We start from the raw sequence: 16,223 nt of genomic DNA on the forward strand, positions 1-16,223 counted from the left end.
TTGTCGTTCGTCGTATTGATCATGGGAACAACCTCCTGCCGCAACAGTGCGTGCCCGGCGCCGGGGCGACAACTTCTGTTGCCATTTCTGGGACGCGAGGGGTGGAATGGGGGTATGGACGAACGCTGACCGACCGCCGCCACGCTGGCCCAGGTCGGCACCCGCCTCAGGCGCATCCGCTCCCAGCGCGGCGTGTCCCTGTCGGCGTTGGCCGAGGCCACCGGCATCTCCAAGAGCACACTGTCCAGGCTGGAGACGGCGGAGACGAGCGGGCCGATCAGGGCGGGCAGGTCCAGGCCACCGGTGGCGCTGGGCCGGCTCATCGGCGCGGAGGGCCAGGGCCTCCGGATCGCCTTCAGCGCGCTGGACTCCGGACGGCTCGGCATCGCTGCCTGCGCCACCGGCCTGGCCCGATGCGCCCTGATGCCGCGGTCGCCTAGGCGCAGGAACGGACCGCCTTCGGCCACAAGGTCATCGACCATCAGGGGCTGGGGTTCCTGCCGGCCGACTTGGTGCCGCCGTCGACTCGGCACGGGCCACCCCGTACCCATCCGGCCCCGGACGGACCGACGGGTTCGTGTGTGCGGGCACACCCCACGTAGCCTCTCCCCCGTGCCAGCCTCCCGTCTGTATCGCGTCGCCGTCCTCGTGCTCGAAGGTGCGAAGCCGCTCGATGTCGGAATTCCCACGCAGGTTTTCGCGACCCGCGCGAGCATGCCGTACGAGGTGCGGGTGTGCGGGGCGGCGCCCGGTATCGTGACCGGCGGCGATGGCCTCTCGTACGGCGCCGCCCACGGCCTGGACGCGCTTGAGTGGGCCGACATCGTCTTCGTCCCCGGCTACCGGTTTCCGGATCGCGACGACCCCCCGCAGGCCGTCCTCGACGCACTGGTCGCCGCCCATGTCCGGGGCGCGCGGCTCGCCGCCATTTCGACGGGCGCCTTCGCGCTCGCCGCCACGGGCCTGCTCGACGGCAAGCGCGCCACGACGCACTGGCACTACACCCGGGCACTGGTGGCACGGCATCCGCTCGTCCAGGTCGACGAGAACGTTCTGTTCGTCGACGAGGGCAGCGTGCTGACGTCGGCCGGAGCCGCCTCGGGCATCGACCTGTGCCTGCACATCCTGCGGGGCGACCTCGGAGTGGCCGTGTCGAACCATGCGGCCCGGCGCCTTGTTGCGGCCCCCTACCGCAGCGGCGGTCAGGCGCAGTACGTGCCACGCAGCGTGCCCGAGCCACTCGGTGAGCGGTTCGCCGCCACCCGCGAGTGGGCGCTTCACCGGCTCGGCCAACCCCTCACCCTGGAGTCGCTCGCCCAGCACGCGGCGGTATCGCCGCGCACGTTCTCGCGGCGCTTCGTCGAAGACACGGGATACACGCCGATGCAGTGGATCATGCGTGCGCGCGTCGACCTGGCCCGCGAACTGCTCGAACGTTCGGAGCGGAGCGTCGAGCAGATCGCCACCGACGTCGGTCTCGGCACTGGTGCCAATCTGCGGTTGCACTTTCAGCGGATCCTCGGCACAACGCCGAGCGAGTACCGGCGCACCTTCACCCAGGGTGAGTAGCCCGCGGCCACGTGGCGAGATCCTTTTGAACCATGGCGGTCAAGCCGCTGTCGCGGGCGGATGCGGCACGCGAGATTGATGGCGAACCGAAGGGACACCATTCATGACTCGCATCGCCATCAACGGATTCGGCCGCATCGGACGCAACGTGCTCCGCGCTCTGCTCGAGCGCGACAGCGACCTTGAGGTCGTCGCCGTCAACGACCTCACCGAGCCCGGCTCCCTCGCGCGGCTGCTCGCCTACGACACGACGGCCGGCCGGCTCGGTCGCCCGGTGGCCGTCGACGGGGACGCCCTCGTTGTGGACGGCCGTCGCATCGCGGTGCTCGCGGAGCGCGAACCGGCGCAGCTGCCGTGGGCCGGGCTCGGCGTGGACATCGTGCTCGAGGCCACCGGCCGTTTCACGTCTGCCGAGGCCGCCCGCGGCCATCTCGACGCGGGCGCGAAGAAGGTGCTCGTCAGTGCTCCGTCGGATGGCGCCGATGTCACGCTCGCGTTCGGGGTCAACACGGATGCGTACGACCCGGACGTGCACACCATCGTCTCGAACGCCTCGTGCACGACCAATGCGCTGGCGCCGCTGGCCGCAGTGCTCGACGACCTCGCCGGCATCGAGCACGGCTTCATGACGACGGTGCACGCCTACACGCAGGAGCAGAACCTGCATGACGGTCCGCATCGTGACGCCCGCCGGGCCCGCGCCGCCGCTGTCAACATCGTGCCGACCACGACGGGCGCCGCCAAGGCGATCGGACTCGTGCTGCCGAACCTCGACGGCAAGCTGTCGGGTGACTCGATCCGCGTGCCGGTTCCCGTGGGCTCGATCGTCGAACTCAACACCACTGTCACCCGCGACGTGACGCGCGACGAGGTGCTGGCCGCGTACCGCGTCGCGGCGGAGGGACCGCTCGCCGGCGTACTCGAGTACTCGGACGACCCCCTCGTGTCGTCCGACATCACGGGCAATCCGGCTTCGTCGATCTTCGACTCGGCCCTGACCCGGGTCGACGGGCGCCACATCAAGGTGGTCGCCTGGTACGACAACGAATGGGGCTTCTCGAACCGCGTGATCGATACGCTCCAGCTCCTCGCCGCCCGCTGACCGGACAGGTCGGTACCCCCGCCTCGGACACGGCACCGCATGCCGCGGGCGCGGTGTTCCCTTCTGTGCCGGACGAAGATGAAGAAGAAGTGGCGGCGGGCGGATTCCGGGGATCATCGCACACGTGATCACTGATGTGTGGTGACGAGCAGTCCAGACAGGCGCTCGGCTGGGGGTATCCCAGCCGAGCGCCTTGCGTGGTCGGGTGTCGTTCAGGGTCGTACCGGTGATGTCGGGAGCGGCGATGTGTCCGGCGGAGAGCGGACAGTGGCAGCCCACCAAGGACGGGGGGCGGAGCGGGATCAGGGGCCCGCACCCCTGGTCAGGCCGTGGGAACGGCCTCGGGACGCAAGGCCTGCTGCCGCCACACATTCCAGGCGCGTTCGACCTGGCCGGCGTTCGTGGCCGCGGCGGCTCGTCCCTCCCCGGCGGTGAGCGCCTCGACGGGTCCGAGGGCGAGGCTGCGCAGTTGCAGCGCCGCGTTCTGCTCCGCGTACACCGCTCGGTAGACGACGAGCGGGAGCGAAGGTCCTACCGCGACGGAGCCGTGACCGCGCATCAGGGCGAACGGCGCCTCGCCGAGCGACGCGGCGAGTGCCTGGCCGAGCCGCGCGTCGCGCACGAGCAGATCGGTCGCGTCGCCGGCGACGTCCCGGATCTCGAAGCGCCCGACCCCGTCGACGAGGAAGCCGGCCATGTGGAACAGCGCCCGCAAGGGCGTCGACGACAGCCCGAAGGGGATCACCGAGGCCGAGTGGCTGTGCACGATCGCCTGGACATCGGGCCGTGCCCGGTAGATCTCGGCGTGGATGAAGCGTTCGAGGTAGGACGGGGCGGGGTCCCCGGTTTGTCCGTCGAGGTCGTACTCCTGCACATCCGCGGGCGTCACCGATGCCGGCGCCATGTTGCGGGCGAGCAGGAACCGATCGGCTCCCTCGGCGGTGCGGACGCTGACGTGGCCGAAGGCGTCGAGCACTCCCTGGTGCACGAGGATGCGGTTGGCGTGGGCCAGCTGAACCCGCGGGTCGGTGTCGGTCATCGGGTCTCCTCGTCGGGGGGAAAGGTCGCACCGGCCTGGCGGAGCAGGGTGACCAGGTCGTCGTCGGTGGTCGCTCGGACGTTGTTGAACCGGAAAGGGTTGCGCGCTCCCGCGTCGAGCATCCGGGCGCCGTCCACCGGTCCGTGGCCGATCGCGTGGAAGGAGGGCACCAGCCCGAGGTCCTCGTACAGTGCGTCGATGCGTGGGAGGAGCGCGAGCACTTCCTCGCCGAGCAATGGTGCGTTGAAACGGGCCACGTGCGGCAGCAGGACGGCGTTCTGGAGCCCGTGCGGCACGCGCACCGCCGGCGAGGAGGACAGGGCGTGGACCAGTGCCAACCCGCTGTTGCCGCACGCCATGTTGGCCGCGCAGCTGGCTTCGAGCAGCTCCTGCAGGTCGACGTCGTTGGCACCGGCGGCGTTGCTACCGTCGTCGGCGCCGGCCGCGGCGACGGGGAGCCGGGCGAAGATCGAGTGGGCCGCGGAGATCGCGGTCACGGCCGTGAAGTAGCTCCCGCCCCGGGCCCATAGCGCCTCCAGAGCGTGGGAGAGCGCGTCGAGCGCCGAGTGGACGAGCGGGCTGCGAGGCAGTGACCGCAGCACCTGGGCGTCGAGGACCGCCGCCCGCGGGGCGCACAGGTCGCCCCGCACGACGATCTCGTTGTCGCGGCCGGACTCGTGGAGGACGAGAGCGTTCGAGACCTCGCTCCCGCTGCCGGCCGTGGTCGGCACCGCGATCGTGGGAGCCGGCTCCTCGCCGACCTTGTCCCGACCCTCGTAGGCGTCGATCCGCTGGTCGTTGGTGAGCCGGATACCGACCGCCTTGCCGACACCGAGCGCCGAGCCGCCTCCGATCGCCAGCACGCAGCGTGCCCCGGCCGCGCGGGCTCGCGCGGCCGCCTGCTCGACGACCTCGATGTCGGGGTTCGGGTCGACGAGCGCCCGGCTCACGACCGTCGCCGCGGCGACGGGGTCGAGCACCCGGGCGAGCACACCCGCCCGGTCGAGCGCCCTGTCCGCGACGACGGCGATCTCGCGGTGTCCGAAGGTCGCGATGAGCTCGTCCAGCCGGGCGAGACTGCCCAGACCGGTCACGACCTCGGTGCGCACGGCGAACCGTGGATAGGCCGTGGTCACGTCAGCTCCGAGGTGATCAGGTCCGCGGCGCCGATCCGGCAGACGTTGGACTCCAGCAGCCGGGCGCACGAGGGGCAGACGTATTCACGCAGCTCCAGCTCCTCGTGGAGACGCACGAGGGGCCCGTGTGACTCCGCCGGGACGGTACGGCGGCGTGCCGACCGCTTCCAGTCCGAACCTGGGCCGAGGTCGTGCCCGCAGGTGCAGCCCACGTGGCCGTCGGAATCCACCATCAGGTCGGGCGTCAGGCGCCGTCCGGCCGCCCCGCCCGGGTCGTGGCAACCACTCAGGCCGCCCTCCGGGTCATTGGTCGGCGGGCTCGACTGCGCGCCGCCCAGGCGGTTCGCGCGGATCTCGAAGCGGCGCGCGTGCGTGGCCGCGTCGTCCACCTGCAGTCGATCGTCGAGCACGACGCCGTAGATGGCGGCCGCCGATCCTCGACTCACCTGCCGGGTGGCCACGTCCTGGGCGACCAGGGCGGGGTCGCGGTCGACCGGGTCGCCGTAGCCACCCCCGCCCTGGAAGCTGTAGGACACCGCGTCGCCGCGGCGCAGGGTGAAGAAGCCGGGCTTGGCGCCCATGACCTCCCGCTCGCCGACCCAGGTCTCCTGGTCGGCGGCCGAGTGCACCCGTCCCACGGGCGAGACGCCCTCGGCGCGGTGGAGCAGCTCGTTGCGGTTGCAGGATCCCTCCATGCCGCCGAAGATGCCTGCGCTGTTGGGCACTTCGACGCCGTGGCCGATGAGCATCGCCTGCAGCTGGTCGGCGCCGTGCGGGGTCAGCGCGAGGCCGACCGTCGACCCGCCCCGCTGTCGGCCAGGCCCCGCCGAGTCCGGCACGATCCCGCGGTAGAGGAAGAGGATCTGGCCGTCGGCCTCGTGCGACTCGACGTTGGCGATCGCCGGGCGGGGCACGCAGAAGTCACCCGACGCGGTGAGCCCGTCGTGGTCGCGGTATGCCCCGCCGCCGCCGGCGGTGGAGTCGAGCAGGAAGGTGCCGTAGGGGCTGCCGTCCGGGTATAGACCGTTGAGCACCATCACGCTCATCGAACCCTTGGTCACGCCCGCACCGTGCCGGGAGAGCTCGGGCGAGGTCGTCACGAGACGCGAGAGCGCGCTGAAGGAGACATTGGTGACCACCCACACTGCGGACACGGTGGCACCGGAGACCGGCGCCGGCCACAGCGCGTTGGCAACCGTCCCGGTCGGCGCCGTGATCGACACCGGACGCAGCAGGCCCTCGTTCCAGCGCAGGTTCGGTGCCAGTGTCGGCAGCAGCGCGGTGAAGACGCCGGCTACCAAGCCGGAGTAGGTGCAGTTGATGAAGCCGGGTGCCTGCGCGGAGGTGCCGGTGAAGTCGAAGGTGAGCTCGTCGCCGGTCTTGGTCACCGTCACACGGAATTCGTAGAGCTTGTCCTCGTGCCCGTCGTGCTCGATCCAGTCCTGAGCCCGGAACACGCCGTCCGGCAGCTCGCTCAGCACCTGACGCAGCTCGCGCTCGGAGTGGTCGAGCTCGTGGGCCATCACCTCGAGCACCGTTTCGAGGCCATAGCGCTCGAACAGTTCCTGGAGCCGGCTGGTCGCGACGTTGTTGGCCGCGATCATCGCCTTGAAGTCCAGGCCCACGGTGGTGGGCATCCGCGTCATCCCCATCAGCATCGACCAGAGATCGGCGCGGATCTCGCCCCGCTCGACCAGCTTGATGCCGGGCAGCAGCATGGCCTCCTCCTGGACGCCCCGTGCAGCGAGGCTCCAGCTGCCGAAGTTCATGCCGCCGACGTCGATCTGGTGGGCACAGGCGCCAACCCAGGCAACGCGGCGGCCCTCGGCGAAAACCGGCGCCACGAAGGTGACGTCCATCTGGTGCAGCGCGCCCTTGTAGGGGTCGTTGAGGACGAACATGTCGCCCTCCTCGATCCCGGGGTTGTCCTCGCAGTCCGTGATGATGTTGCGGACCACGCTTGCCATCGAGCCCGAGTGGAAGAGCACCTGCGGGCCCATGGTGACGACCGATCCATCACCGAGGTAGATCCCGACGTTGAAGTCGGTCGCCTCGGTGACGACCGGCGAGCCGGAGACGTTCTTGAGGGTGATCGCCTGCTCCTCGGTGATCGCCGAGAGCTTGTTGCGGATCACCTCGAAGGTGATCGGGTCGAGCGTGGACGTCGTGCCGGCGTCCTGCGGTGCGGTGGTGCTCATGCGTCTGCTCCTGCGGTGCTGGCGGGGTCTGTGGTGGTCTCGGGGGTGATCAGCAGGTTGCCGGTCGCGTCGGTGTGGACCCGCTGTCCCCGGGCGACGTAGACCGTGGTGGTCGGGTGCTCGACGACGACCGGGCCCGCCAACCGGCGGTCCGGCTCCATCGCCTCCCAGTCCATGACCGCGGCGTCGAGCCATTCCCCCGCCCGGACGTCGAAGACCCGTCTGCTTCGTGGCACGGCGTCGGTCGTCGGGGCGAAGGCCCGGAACGCGGGCTTGGCCGTGCGGCCGATGCCCGCCACTCGAAAGGTCGTGAGCTCGATGCCGGCCTCACGGAACCCCGACCCCTTGCCGTAGGTCTCCTCGTAGGTGCGCTCGAAGAGCAGGACGAGGTCGCGCATGCTGTCGGGGTCGGCGAGGTTGCCGGTGACCGGGATGATCAGCTCGTGAGTCTGGCTGCGGTAGCGCATGTCGACCGACCGGTTGATGATGATGTCGGCCTCGGCGACATGGTCCCCGGCGAGCTTGGCCAGGACCTCCACCTCAAGCTTCTCGAAGATCGCCGCGATGCGGAGGGGGTCGAATTCCTCCCACGGGGTGCTGCTCGCGCGGGAGCTGCGGACGGACTCGGAGCGCTCGGCACCGTGGTGGATGTCGGCGCTCAGAGCGCCGTAGGCACTGTGCGCCATCGACGTCGCAGGGACGACGATCGACGCCACGCCGAGTTCGGCGCCAAAGCCGGCGCAATGCATGGGCCCCGCGCCGCCGTACGCGTAGAGCACGAAGTCGCGCGGGTCGTGGCCGCGTCCGACGGTCAGCTCGCGCAGGGTGTCGGCCATGCGTGCGTCGACGATCTCGCGGATGCCGGCGGCAGCTTCCACCACGCTGATCCCGAGAGGCTCGGCTATCTGGGTGCGGATCGCCTTCTCGGCCGCGGTCTTGTCGATCTCCATCCGGCCGCCGAGGAAGTTGTCCGGGTCGATGACGCCCAGGGCGACATCGGCGTCGGTGACGGTGACCTGGGTACCGCCGCGCAGATAGCAGACCGGTCCCGGGTAGGAGCCAGCGCTGGCCGGGCCGACGCGGAGCTTGCCGTTGACCACGGTCGCGATCGAGCCGCCACCGGCGCCGATCGCGGTGATGTCGACCATCGGTGTCGCGATGTGGTACTTCGCGACCTCGGTGACCGCCTTGACGACCGGCTTGCCGTCGACGACGAGGCCGACGTCGAAGCTGGTACCGCCCATGTCGGAGGTGATGATGTTGCGGTGCCCGAGCTGGGCTGCGAGGTGGTGAGAGCCGAGCACGCCGCCCGTGGGGCCGCTGCCCAGCAGGAGGACGCCACGCTGCGCCGCGTCCCGGGCGTTCATCACGCCGCCGATGCTGTTGAGCACGCTGAACCTGCCGGTCAGACCCGCGGAACGGAGCCTCGCCTCCAGGCTCTCCAGATAACGCTCGACCACCGGGCCGAGGTAGCTGTTGAGCACCGTCGTCGCCGTCCGCTCGTACTCGCCGAGCACCGGGCTGACGTCGCTCGACAGGCTGACGTATGCCGACGTGCCGGCGATCTCGCGGATGATCTCGCCGATCCGCTGTTCGTGCTCCGGATTACGGAAGGACCACAGCAGACAGACGGCGAAGGATGTGATGCCGGCCTCGACCAGGCGCTGCACCTCGGCACGCACCGCCTCCTCGTCCAGCGGCACGACGACGTGGCCAGCGTGGTCGATCCGCTCGGGCACCTCGGCGATGAGGTCGCGCGGCACGATCGGGTCGGGGTAGGAGCGCTCGCTGAAGTCGCCGAGCTTTTCGATGGGGACGCCGGCGGTGAAGCCCATCAGACGCTGGATGATCAGTGTGTCGCCGAAGCCTCGCGTCGTCACCAGTCCGGTGGGCCGGCCGCGCCGTTCGATGAGTGCGTTGGTCGCCTGGGTGGTGCCGTGGCCGAAGGTCACTACCTTGCCGAGGAGTTCGCGTACGGACTCGCCGCGGTGCTCAGCGACCAGGGCGAGGGCGTCGAAGACGCCGACGTCCAGGGAGTCCGGTGTGGTGGGCGCCTTCGTTGCGTAGACGGCACCGACGGCGTCCATCACCACGATGTCGGTGAAGGTGCCTCCGGTGTCGACGCCGATGTAGAGGTCCTGGCTGCCGCCCGCCTCGGTGTCGCGATGAGTGGTTTTGGTCATTCCTCGAGTTCCTTTGATTCCTTGGTTCAACGCAGGAGGGCCGGTGCGCCGAGCGTTTCGGCGACCGAGCGGTAGGCGGCGGTGACGAGCGCCTTCGGCCCGAGATCGTCATCGGACAGCTCGGCGACCACCCGGCTGCTGGCGACGGCGGTGGCGCCGTGGACCACATCTCGTCTCCGGGGATCGAGCCCCACGGGGACGGGCCCGCTGATTCCGGTCGCGAGGAAGGCGTTGAGGACCGCCGGTGAGCTGGGCAAGCGAGGTGATGTCGGCCGTCGTCGGGAAGGTGTCCGGTGCGGCGAGTCGGCGACGGGCTCAGAGCGTTCCGGCAGTGACGCCGACGCGCTTGGCGGGGTGCTGTTTTCCATCGAAGGCCTTGTTCCTTCCTGAACGGGACGTCGTCCGCCCCGCAGCTGGCAGGCGTCCCGAGAGCGAGCGGCACGGACGTCCATGAACGGCGGCGAGCCGGCCGGTTGGGCCGAGTGACGCCTGTCACGCCTGTGCCGCAACTTTGTTGTCTTGCAGAAATGAAGGCCAGATACTTCTGGGATGCAGAAGCCTGAGAAGTCCCGAGAGGTGCCGGCTTACATGGTTTCGTCGGTCGACCGCGCGCTGCGGTTGATCCAGATGCTGCGGGACCACGGCGAGCTGCGGCTACGCACCGCCGCTCACGACCTGGGCGTCTCCGAGTCCACGGTGCACCGGCTGATGTCGATGCTGGTGTTCCACGGTTTCTCGGTGCAGGACGAGTCCAAGGCCTACCGGCCCGGTCAGGCGCTGGGGGTCGGTCCGGTCAGGCTCTCCTGGACCCGCCAGCTGCGGGACGTCGCCGTACCTCACCTTGAGCTGCTGTCGAGCCGCACCGGGGAGACGGCGAACCTCGTCGTCCGGGTCGGCACCAAGATCCACTTCTTGTGGAGCCAGGAGGGCAACCGCACCCTGCGGATCGTGTCCCGGATGGGTGCAGTGCTGCCGGCCAGCACGTCGGCGGGTGGCAAGGCGCTGCTCGCCGACCTGCCCGAGGAGATGCTCCGCCGGCTCTATCAGGGCAAGGGCGCCGACGCCATCGGCGACGCCCTGAGCGACCGCGATCTCGGCGCCCTCCTACGGGAGCTGAAGGTATACCGGCGCAACGGCTTCGCGACCACCAACCAGGAGACCGAGAAGGGCGTCAGCGCGGTGGCGTTCCCGCTCCGGGACGGTACGGGCCGCGCCATTGCGTCGATGTCGGTGTCGGCGCCGTCCTCCCGGTTCGGCGAGCTGCTCGCGCCCAAATCGATCCAGCTGATCACGGCCAGCCACCACGACCTGCAGACCGACGTGGACACGCTCGGGCTCTGAGCAGGCTTCGAGCCCTGGCCTCAGGACATGATGTTGATGACCTTCTCCTCGGTGTAGGAGAGCAGCTCCTCAAGGCACTCCTCCTTGGCGCCGACCCCCGAAGCCTTCACACCGCCGTAGGGGACGTTCAGGAAGTGCTGGGACGAGCCGTTCACCCAGACGAAGCCGGCCTCAAGTGCCCGCGCGACGCGGACCGCCCGATCAATGTCTCGGGTCCACACACTGCCGGTCAGGCCGTAGTCGACGCTGTTGGCGATCTCGACGGCCTCCTCCTCGGTGTCGAATGGGATCACCGAGAGCAGCGGGCCGAAAACCTCTTCACGGGCGATCCGCGACGCCGGCGCGACGTCCACCAGCACGGTCGGCGCCACGAAGAGCGATCCGGCGAAGCCGTCGCCGTCCGGGCGTCCACCACCGGCCCTGACGACCGCACCCTCGTCGCGCGCGATGTCGACGTACGACATCGCCTTGTCGAACTGCGCTCGGTTGATCATCGTCCCCTGCTCGGCCCCTTCCTCAAGCGGGTCGCCGACTGTACGGGCCTCGACCAGTTCGACGACGCGGTCGACGAGACGGTCATGCAGTGAGCGGTGGACGAGAAGGCGGGAGTTGGACCCGCAGGACTGGCCGGACCAGGTGAAGTTCATGCCCGCGACCGCCCCGGCCGCCGCCTGCTCCGGGTCGGCGTCCTCGAAGACCACCATCGCGTTCTTGCCACCGAGCTCCAGGGTCACCTTCTTGACACCGCTTTCGGCCGCGGCGCGCTGGATCGCGCGCCCGGTCGGCTCGGAGCCGATGAAGCCGATCCGCCGGACCGCGGGGTGGCGCACCAGCCGGTCGGGCACGGCGGGACCGTCACCGACGACGACATTCACGACGCCCCGCGGGAAGACCTCGTTCGCAAGTTCGGCGAGCCGCAGCGTCGAGAGCGGGGCGGCCTCTGGCGGCTTGACGACGACCGCGTTCCCAGCCACGAGGGGGGCCGCCATCCGGCAGGCGAACATCAAGGGATGGTTGTAAGGGAAGATCTTCGCGGTCACGCCGACCGGCTCGCGTATGGTCAGGTGGAGGTTCTCGCTTGCGGGGATCGTCGCGCCTTTCATCTCGAGCGCGAAGCCTGCGTACATCCGCATCTGGGCGAGCGCGATCTCGACATCAAACCGCGCGTTCGAGATCGGGGAGCCGGCGTCGACCGTGTCGAGCAGCGCCAATTCCTCGCCGTGCTCCTCCACGAGGTCGGCGAACCGGCGGACCAGTTCGGCCCGCCGCAGCGCCGGCGTCGCACGCCAACCCGGCATTGCCGCGGCGGCCGCCTCGACGGCGCAGTCGACATCGGCGGGCGACGCGTCGGGGACGTCGGCGATCACCTCCTGGGTGAACGGATCGCTGACCTTGAAGGTCGCGCCGGTGGTGGCGGGCACCAGGGCACCGCCGATCAGGAGCCGCCAGTCGCGTCCGAGCAGCTCGGCGATCTCTGCTGCCCTGACAGTGCGGGCATCGGTGACGGACGTTGATCGGTTCATCGGTTCCTCCACAGACACTGCGCCGGCCCGGTGTCCGGTGCTGGAACCACCATCGAACAGACCAGAATCCCGGAGGGAGGAGTTTCCCCATAGCAGAAGCCGACCGTGCTCGGATAGCAGAAGCCGACCGTGCTCGGCCGCGTGCCGTCAGCGGGCGCGCACGGGATCAGCCGCCCGTTTGGCGGCGATGGGATCTCTCCTGAGTGGTGGACACACTGATATCGGGGCGAGCCGCTGCCAGGTGTCGGGGCTGAACCGCGCGAGGATTCCCACCATGCCCGGCAGGATCTCAGTCACGCGTCACGCTCAGCCGCATCCGGGTCTCGTGGAAGTGATCCCAGTCCATGATCAGGCGGAAGCGCCGATGCGCCTCCAGCCGTTCCGCGTCGGCCTGCTCCTGCCCGCGCCGCACCTGGGCGTCTCCGGCCTCGACGAGCTCCGCCAGGGCGATGCGGACATCGTCGGCATCCTGGCCGGTAGCAGACGCCAGGCGGTGCAGGGAGGTGAGCACCTCCTGCGGCTCGCCCAGATCATCGACCAGGTACTTGATGAGCCCGTTGACGAGCGGACCGGTGCGCATCGTCCACCGGATCCAGTCGAGCCGTTTAGTGAGTTCGGCGTCCAGGGGCAGCAGGTCACCAGGCAGCGGCAGTGCGGCAGGCATGGACCATCGGGTGCCGTCCGGCGTCTCCTCGCGGTGTGCCAGGCCCCACGTCAGGTAGAGCTCAGACAGATCCCGTACGGTCGTGGGCACCGGGAACCCGGCGGCCGTGAGCATGGCGCCGAACTTCTCCCAGCGGTTCGCCTCGGATGCTTCGCGCCCCTCCGGCGCCTCCTCGTAGTCCCATTCCTCGTCAGGCCACGAGAAAGTGAGCGCACCGTCGAGGTCGCCGCCGATCATGTCCCAGTGGCCTTCGAAGATCTCCTGCAGGAGGTCATCCAGGGAACCGGTGAAATCGGGCTGGCTCGCGGTCCCGATCAGCATCATCAGCGGGAAGCCCTGGCGGGGTAGGACGTGGTCCCAGCCCGACGCCCACCAGTCGTTGTGCATCGCCATGTCCCGGCGCGGCCCGGGCACGGACGGGTTGTCGCTCATCTGGTCAACTCTTCCTTGAAAGGCGGCCGAACGCTCGTAGCGTACGCGCTGTGGTGCGGAGAGTGTTCCTCCTGCGGACCGGGGTCGCGCAGCGGGTTGCGGTGGCCCCGGTCCCAGCACTTCACGCTCTCCGGCAGGTTCTCGAAGCGGGCGCCGGGGCCGGGGCCGGGGTCGGTGATGCGCAGCACTTCCGCTGCGCTGGCTGCGCGAGAGCGGGCGGTCACCGTCCGCGGCGTCTCCCCGGTGCGGCTCGACAGCGTTCACGGTTGCCACGCGGGGGACAGCCGTGAGTCGGGCGTCAGCAACTGGGCAGCCTGCGCGTGACGGCTGTGCGGCCGGACGATGCCGGCTCGCGGCTTGGCCGCGGACAGCATCGGAGGTGGTGCCTGCGGGATGCTTCCGTGGTCCGCCCGATCATTCGGGGCATCGTCCCCATCTTCTGCATGAGCGAGTCCACCTTGATATCGGGGTCGCTGCGGCGGGCGAGGCGCGCCGGCTCCTCCCGGATCTGCTCTGCGGTGTGCCCATCCTGCAGATAGAGGTCAAGCTAGGTCTCCCGGGTCTCGATGCCGTCTGATCAACGTTCGCTGTTCTTGATCAACGTTCGCTGTTCGCGGGTGGAGACGGCCTGTCACTGAAAGCAGGACGGCCCTCCGCTGCGCGAGGTGGCACGCAGGCGCAAGCCGACAGGTGCGAGACCTTCCAAGGTGGTGACCTGGTAGCCGGGTTCCGGTCCGGGCGGCTCGCTCAAGTGGTAGCAGCGGGCTGTCTGCGCGGTCAGGAGCGTCAGCATCGCCATGGCCAGAGCGGCTCCCTCGCAGCCGTGTGGGCCGGTACCGAAGGAGAGGAATACCCCGGGCTTCGTCGGCGAGTCCGAATCATCGAGCCAGCGCTCGGGCTGGAACTGGTCCGGATCGGAGTGTTCCCGTGCGTCGCGGTGGGCGGTGTAGGGGCAGATGAGCACGGTGGCCCCGGCGTCGATGGTGTAATCGGCGAGCTGAGTCCGTCGCCTGACGCGCCGGGTCAGTAGCCAGCTCGGGGGGTACAGGCGGAGCACCTCGCGTACCAGTGCTTGGGTGTAGTGCAGCCTGTCGAGGTGGGTGCTGGTCGTCGCGGCCGGGTCCGCGGGCAGCAAGGTGGCTTCGGCCGCGACGCGGCCCGCTGCCTGGGGGTACCGGGCCAGGTGGAGCAGAATCCATCCGGCTGCCCGGGAAGGTGTCTCGAAGGTGGCGACGGTGATTCCGGGGAGAGAGTCGAGGATGGCCTCTTCCGGCAGTAGGCCATAGCGGGAGGACGACCGGAGCATCTGTCCCAGCACGTCGTCACCGAGCCGGCCCGATGAACGGCGTCGGCGGACGATGGGCCGCAAAGCGTCAACGAAGGCGACTTGCTGCCGTGTGCGGAACCGCCGTGCCGGTGTGGGGACCCAGCGCGGCCACACCCAGCGCGAGGGACGTACGAGCACCTCCCGGGCCAGGAAGAGCTGTGAGGCAAAGGGCAGCAGGGTGGGAGCGTCTTCGGAGAAGAGGTAGCGCACGCCGATCTCTGCCAGGGCATGCCTGATCGGGGGCAGAATCTCGACGTCCTGGCCCGTGGGCCACTGGTCAGCAAATTGAGCGGTCCTGGGCGCTATCTCACCGATCCGGGCTGCAACCGCCTGCGGGCGTAGTCCGCGCATGCGGGCGGCGTGAGCGTGCGCACGCTCCTGGGGCGTCCGTGCTCCACTCGACCGCTTCAGCGGCGGGAAGAGCGGCGAGGGTGGCTTGGGGAAGTCCTGCGCGCGGTGCAGAACTGCTTCACACGGCCTGGCCGTAGCGGCTACGTAGACACCCGGCTCCAGCTGCCAGACGTCCCCGCACTCGGCAGCGCCACGGCGCGCCAGTCCCAGCCGGTCGCGGCTCCAGGCCGCGAAGCTGCCTCCGTGCAACCGCGGCGGCTCGTTCATGCGGCCCATGGCATCGCCCCTGACTCTCGTACCTTTCCAGGCCGAAATCGTCGGCAGCACAGTCAGAAGCCGACGGGCGCCCGGGGGCTCCCGCCGACAATGCGATCAGACCCGGTCGTCACCGCCTTACGCACCCCAGTCGTGTTCCCCGTACGCACCGTAGTGGCGGGTGAAGGACAACTTGGCGAGCAGCTTGGCGATCATGATGCGCTCCTCTCGCCTGTCTTCAACACCAAACGCTCCACACGCCATTTTGTCATATATGCCGCATTTGGAGCATCAGTCGCATGCGCTGATATAAGCCTTATTTCCTTATAGCTACAGCCAGTGGCGAGTAGCCCTGTGTAACGTTCCGGGATGCGGTCTCAGCGGTCCATCAGCGCCGAGCGTCGATCACCGAAGCCCGCCGCCACCTCGTCTACGTCCTGTGCGACGCCGCCCTCGCCCGCGGGCGAGGGCGGCGTCGCCGTATGGGGCTCGCCAGCGGGCGGCACGTTTCCTGAAGGCCCGGACAATCGATCCACGGCTGCGTCTGGTGGCGCGCCTGGAGGAGTTCACCGGCCCGTATCCGTGGCAGTGGACTCCGGCGGAGGGCAAGGCGTGGGACCGGTCCGGGCCGCAGCGCACCCAGCGCGAACTTGCCCACCAGCTGCGCCGCCTGGCCAACCTCGGTGTCCTGGAGGCGGATGATGCCGCGTTGGCAGCCGACCACTATTTTGCTGCTGACCTCCGGCGCGGTGTCCGGGTGCAGCCACTATGGTGCCGCGTCGCTGTCCGCCCCGGCCCGCACTGCGCTCATCACCGCCGGGGTGCGGGCGTTCCTCCACTGCTACCAGCCCCAAAAGGGTTGCTGAGAGAGCAGCAGGTCGGCTATCACGGCAGTTGGTCGACGCGGCAAGGAGCAGGCAGTTGACGACACCTCACCTCGGTGCGCTGAACGAGTTTTGTTGGATGGACCTCAAGACGCACGACGTGCCGGGCACGACAGCCTTTTTCTGGCTCTCCTGCCGCATGAGTGGGTCATTCCGTCGTGAGTTGGCGACCTGGGAGGGTGGGGCGGGGGCCGGCGAGGGTGAGCATGACGAGGGCGA

General features: G+C 69.5%; 13 protein-coding genes and 2 pseudogenes. 6 read left to right on the forward strand and 9 right to left on the reverse strand.

Annotated features, from left to right (window positions below):
• The first annotated feature begins 612 nt into the window (after window positions 1–612).
• A complete protein-coding gene (locus ACIHCL_RS36230; RefSeq protein WP_399868792.1) occupies window positions 613–1,569 on the forward strand; it encodes a GlxA family transcriptional regulator in 957 nt (318 codons plus the stop codon).
• A gap of 103 nt (window positions 1,570–1,672) precedes the next feature.
• Window positions 1,673–2,671 carry a type I glyceraldehyde-3-phosphate dehydrogenase gene (gap, locus tag ACIHCL_RS36235; protein WP_399868772.1) on the forward strand — a complete coding sequence of 333 codons (999 nt, stop codon included), beginning with the start codon at window positions 1,673–1,675 and terminating at the stop codon, window positions 2,669–2,671.
• 322 nt (window positions 2,672–2,993) lie between these two features.
• On the opposite strand, the gene ACIHCL_RS36240 is transcribed toward gap, so the two are convergent.
• From ACIHCL_RS36240 to ACIHCL_RS36260, 5 genes are read right to left on the reverse strand one after another with little or no spacing between them, the layout of a single operon-like run.
• Window positions 2,994–3,710 carry a class II aldolase/adducin family protein gene (locus tag ACIHCL_RS36240; RefSeq protein WP_399868774.1) on the reverse strand — a complete coding sequence of 239 codons (717 nt, stop codon included), beginning with the start codon at window positions 3,708–3,710 and terminating at the stop codon, window positions 2,994–2,996.
• A complete protein-coding gene (locus ACIHCL_RS36245; protein ID WP_399868776.1) occupies window positions 3,707–4,846 on the reverse strand; it encodes an iron-containing alcohol dehydrogenase family protein in 1,140 nt (379 codons plus the stop codon). Before ACIHCL_RS36245 ends, ACIHCL_RS36240 begins: the two co-directional genes overlap by 4 nt.
• On the reverse strand, window positions 4,843–7,044 hold the full coding sequence (locus ACIHCL_RS36250; protein ID WP_399868778.1) for a hydantoinase B/oxoprolinase family protein: 2,202 nt from the start codon (window positions 7,042–7,044) through the stop codon (window positions 4,843–4,845). The genes ACIHCL_RS36245 and ACIHCL_RS36250 overlap by 4 nt, the downstream gene beginning before the upstream one ends.
• Window positions 7,041–9,227 carry a hydantoinase/oxoprolinase family protein gene (locus ACIHCL_RS36255; protein ID WP_399868780.1) on the reverse strand — a complete coding sequence of 729 codons (2,187 nt, stop codon included), beginning with the start codon at window positions 9,225–9,227 and terminating at the stop codon, window positions 7,041–7,043. The genes ACIHCL_RS36250 and ACIHCL_RS36255 overlap by 4 nt, the downstream gene beginning before the upstream one ends.
• Window positions 9,228–9,253: 26 nt before the next feature.
• Window positions 9,254–9,484 (reverse strand): hypothetical protein, encoded by a 231-nt coding sequence (locus tag ACIHCL_RS36260; RefSeq protein ID WP_399868782.1) that lies wholly within the window; start codon window positions 9,482–9,484, stop codon window positions 9,254–9,256.
• A 292-nt stretch (window positions 9,485–9,776) separates the two neighbouring features.
• Between ACIHCL_RS36260 and ACIHCL_RS36265 the strand changes: the two genes are divergently transcribed.
• Complete coding sequence (locus tag ACIHCL_RS36265; protein WP_399868784.1) at window positions 9,777–10,568, forward strand: IclR family transcriptional regulator; 792 nt, start codon at window positions 9,777–9,779, stop codon at window positions 10,566–10,568.
• Between the two features lie 20 nt (window positions 10,569–10,588).
• On the opposite strand, the gene ACIHCL_RS36270 is transcribed toward ACIHCL_RS36265, so the two are convergent.
• The 4 genes from ACIHCL_RS36270 to ACIHCL_RS36285 all read right to left on the reverse strand — a co-directional run bounded on the left by ACIHCL_RS36270 (window position 10,589) and on the right by ACIHCL_RS36285 (window position 15,132).
• A complete protein-coding gene (locus ACIHCL_RS36270) occupies window positions 10,589–12,091 on the reverse strand; it encodes an aldehyde dehydrogenase family protein (RefSeq protein WP_399868786.1) in 1,503 nt (500 codons plus the stop codon).
• 289 nt (window positions 12,092–12,380) lie between these two features.
• Window positions 12,381–13,187, reverse strand: a complete 807-nt coding sequence (locus tag ACIHCL_RS36275) for a DUF6042 family protein (RefSeq protein WP_399868787.1) — start codon at window positions 13,185–13,187, stop codon at window positions 12,381–12,383.
• The gene (locus ACIHCL_RS36280; protein ID WP_399868789.1) at window positions 13,184–13,411 is read right to left on the reverse strand and encodes a hypothetical protein; all 228 of its coding nucleotides are present in this window, start codon (window positions 13,409–13,411) and stop codon (window positions 13,184–13,186) included. Before ACIHCL_RS36280 ends, ACIHCL_RS36275 begins: the two co-directional genes overlap by 4 nt.
• A 407-nt stretch (window positions 13,412–13,818) precedes the next feature.
• On the reverse strand, window positions 13,819–15,132 hold the full coding sequence (locus ACIHCL_RS36285; protein WP_399868791.1) for a cytochrome P450: 1,314 nt from the start codon (window positions 15,130–15,132) through the stop codon (window positions 13,819–13,821).
• Between the two features lie 535 nt (window positions 15,133–15,667).
• Here ACIHCL_RS36285 and ACIHCL_RS36290 point away from each other — a divergent pair.
• The 3 genes and pseudogenes from ACIHCL_RS36290 to ACIHCL_RS36300 form a co-directional block, all read left to right on the forward strand.
• A pseudogene (locus ACIHCL_RS36290) lies at window positions 15,668–15,793 on the forward strand (hypothetical protein); the annotation flags it as partial.
• 25 nt (window positions 15,794–15,818) lie between these two features.
• Window positions 15,819–15,986 (forward strand): hypothetical protein, encoded by a 168-nt coding sequence (locus ACIHCL_RS36295; RefSeq protein WP_399868794.1) that lies wholly within the window; start codon window positions 15,819–15,821, stop codon window positions 15,984–15,986.
• A 55-nt stretch (window positions 15,987–16,041) separates the two neighbouring features.
• A pseudogene (locus ACIHCL_RS36300) lies at window positions 16,042–16,223 on the forward strand (hypothetical protein); the annotation flags it as partial.

Origin of the sequence: Streptomyces sp. NPDC052042 (genome assembly GCF_044548345.1) — a bacterium.
Lineage (GTDB): Bacteria > Actinomycetota > Actinomycetes > Streptomycetales > Streptomycetaceae > Streptomyces.

Excerpts from the sequence above, each read along its gene's own strand:
- gap (WP_399868772.1), top strand. The coding sequence starts at position 1,673 with ATGACTCGCATCGCCATCAACGGATTCGGCCGCATCGGACGCAACGTG.
- ACIHCL_RS36240 (WP_399868774.1), bottom strand. The coding sequence starts at position 3,710 with ATGACCGACACCGACCCGCGGGTTCAGCTGGCCCACGCCAACCGCATC.
- ACIHCL_RS36250 (WP_399868778.1), bottom strand. The coding sequence starts at position 7,044 with ATGAGCACCACCGCACCGCAGGACGCCGGCACGACGTCCACGCTCGAC.
- ACIHCL_RS36255 (WP_399868780.1), bottom strand. The coding sequence starts at position 9,227 with ATGACCAAAACCACTCATCGCGACACCGAGGCGGGCGGCAGCCAGGAC.
- ACIHCL_RS36265 (WP_399868784.1), top strand. The coding sequence starts at position 9,777 with ATGCAGAAGCCTGAGAAGTCCCGAGAGGTGCCGGCTTACATGGTTTCG.
- ACIHCL_RS36270 (WP_399868786.1), bottom strand. The coding sequence starts at position 12,091 with ATGAACCGATCAACGTCCGTCACCGATGCCCGCACTGTCAGGGCAGCA.
- ACIHCL_RS36275 (WP_399868787.1), bottom strand. The coding sequence starts at position 13,187 with ATGAGCGACAACCCGTCCGTGCCCGGGCCGCGCCGGGACATGGCGATG.
- ACIHCL_RS36285 (WP_399868791.1), bottom strand. The coding sequence starts at position 15,132 with ATGAACGAGCCGCCGCGGTTGCACGGAGGCAGCTTCGCGGCCTGGAGC.
- ACIHCL_RS36295 (WP_399868794.1), top strand. The coding sequence starts at position 15,819 with ATGATGCCGCGTTGGCAGCCGACCACTATTTTGCTGCTGACCTCCGGC.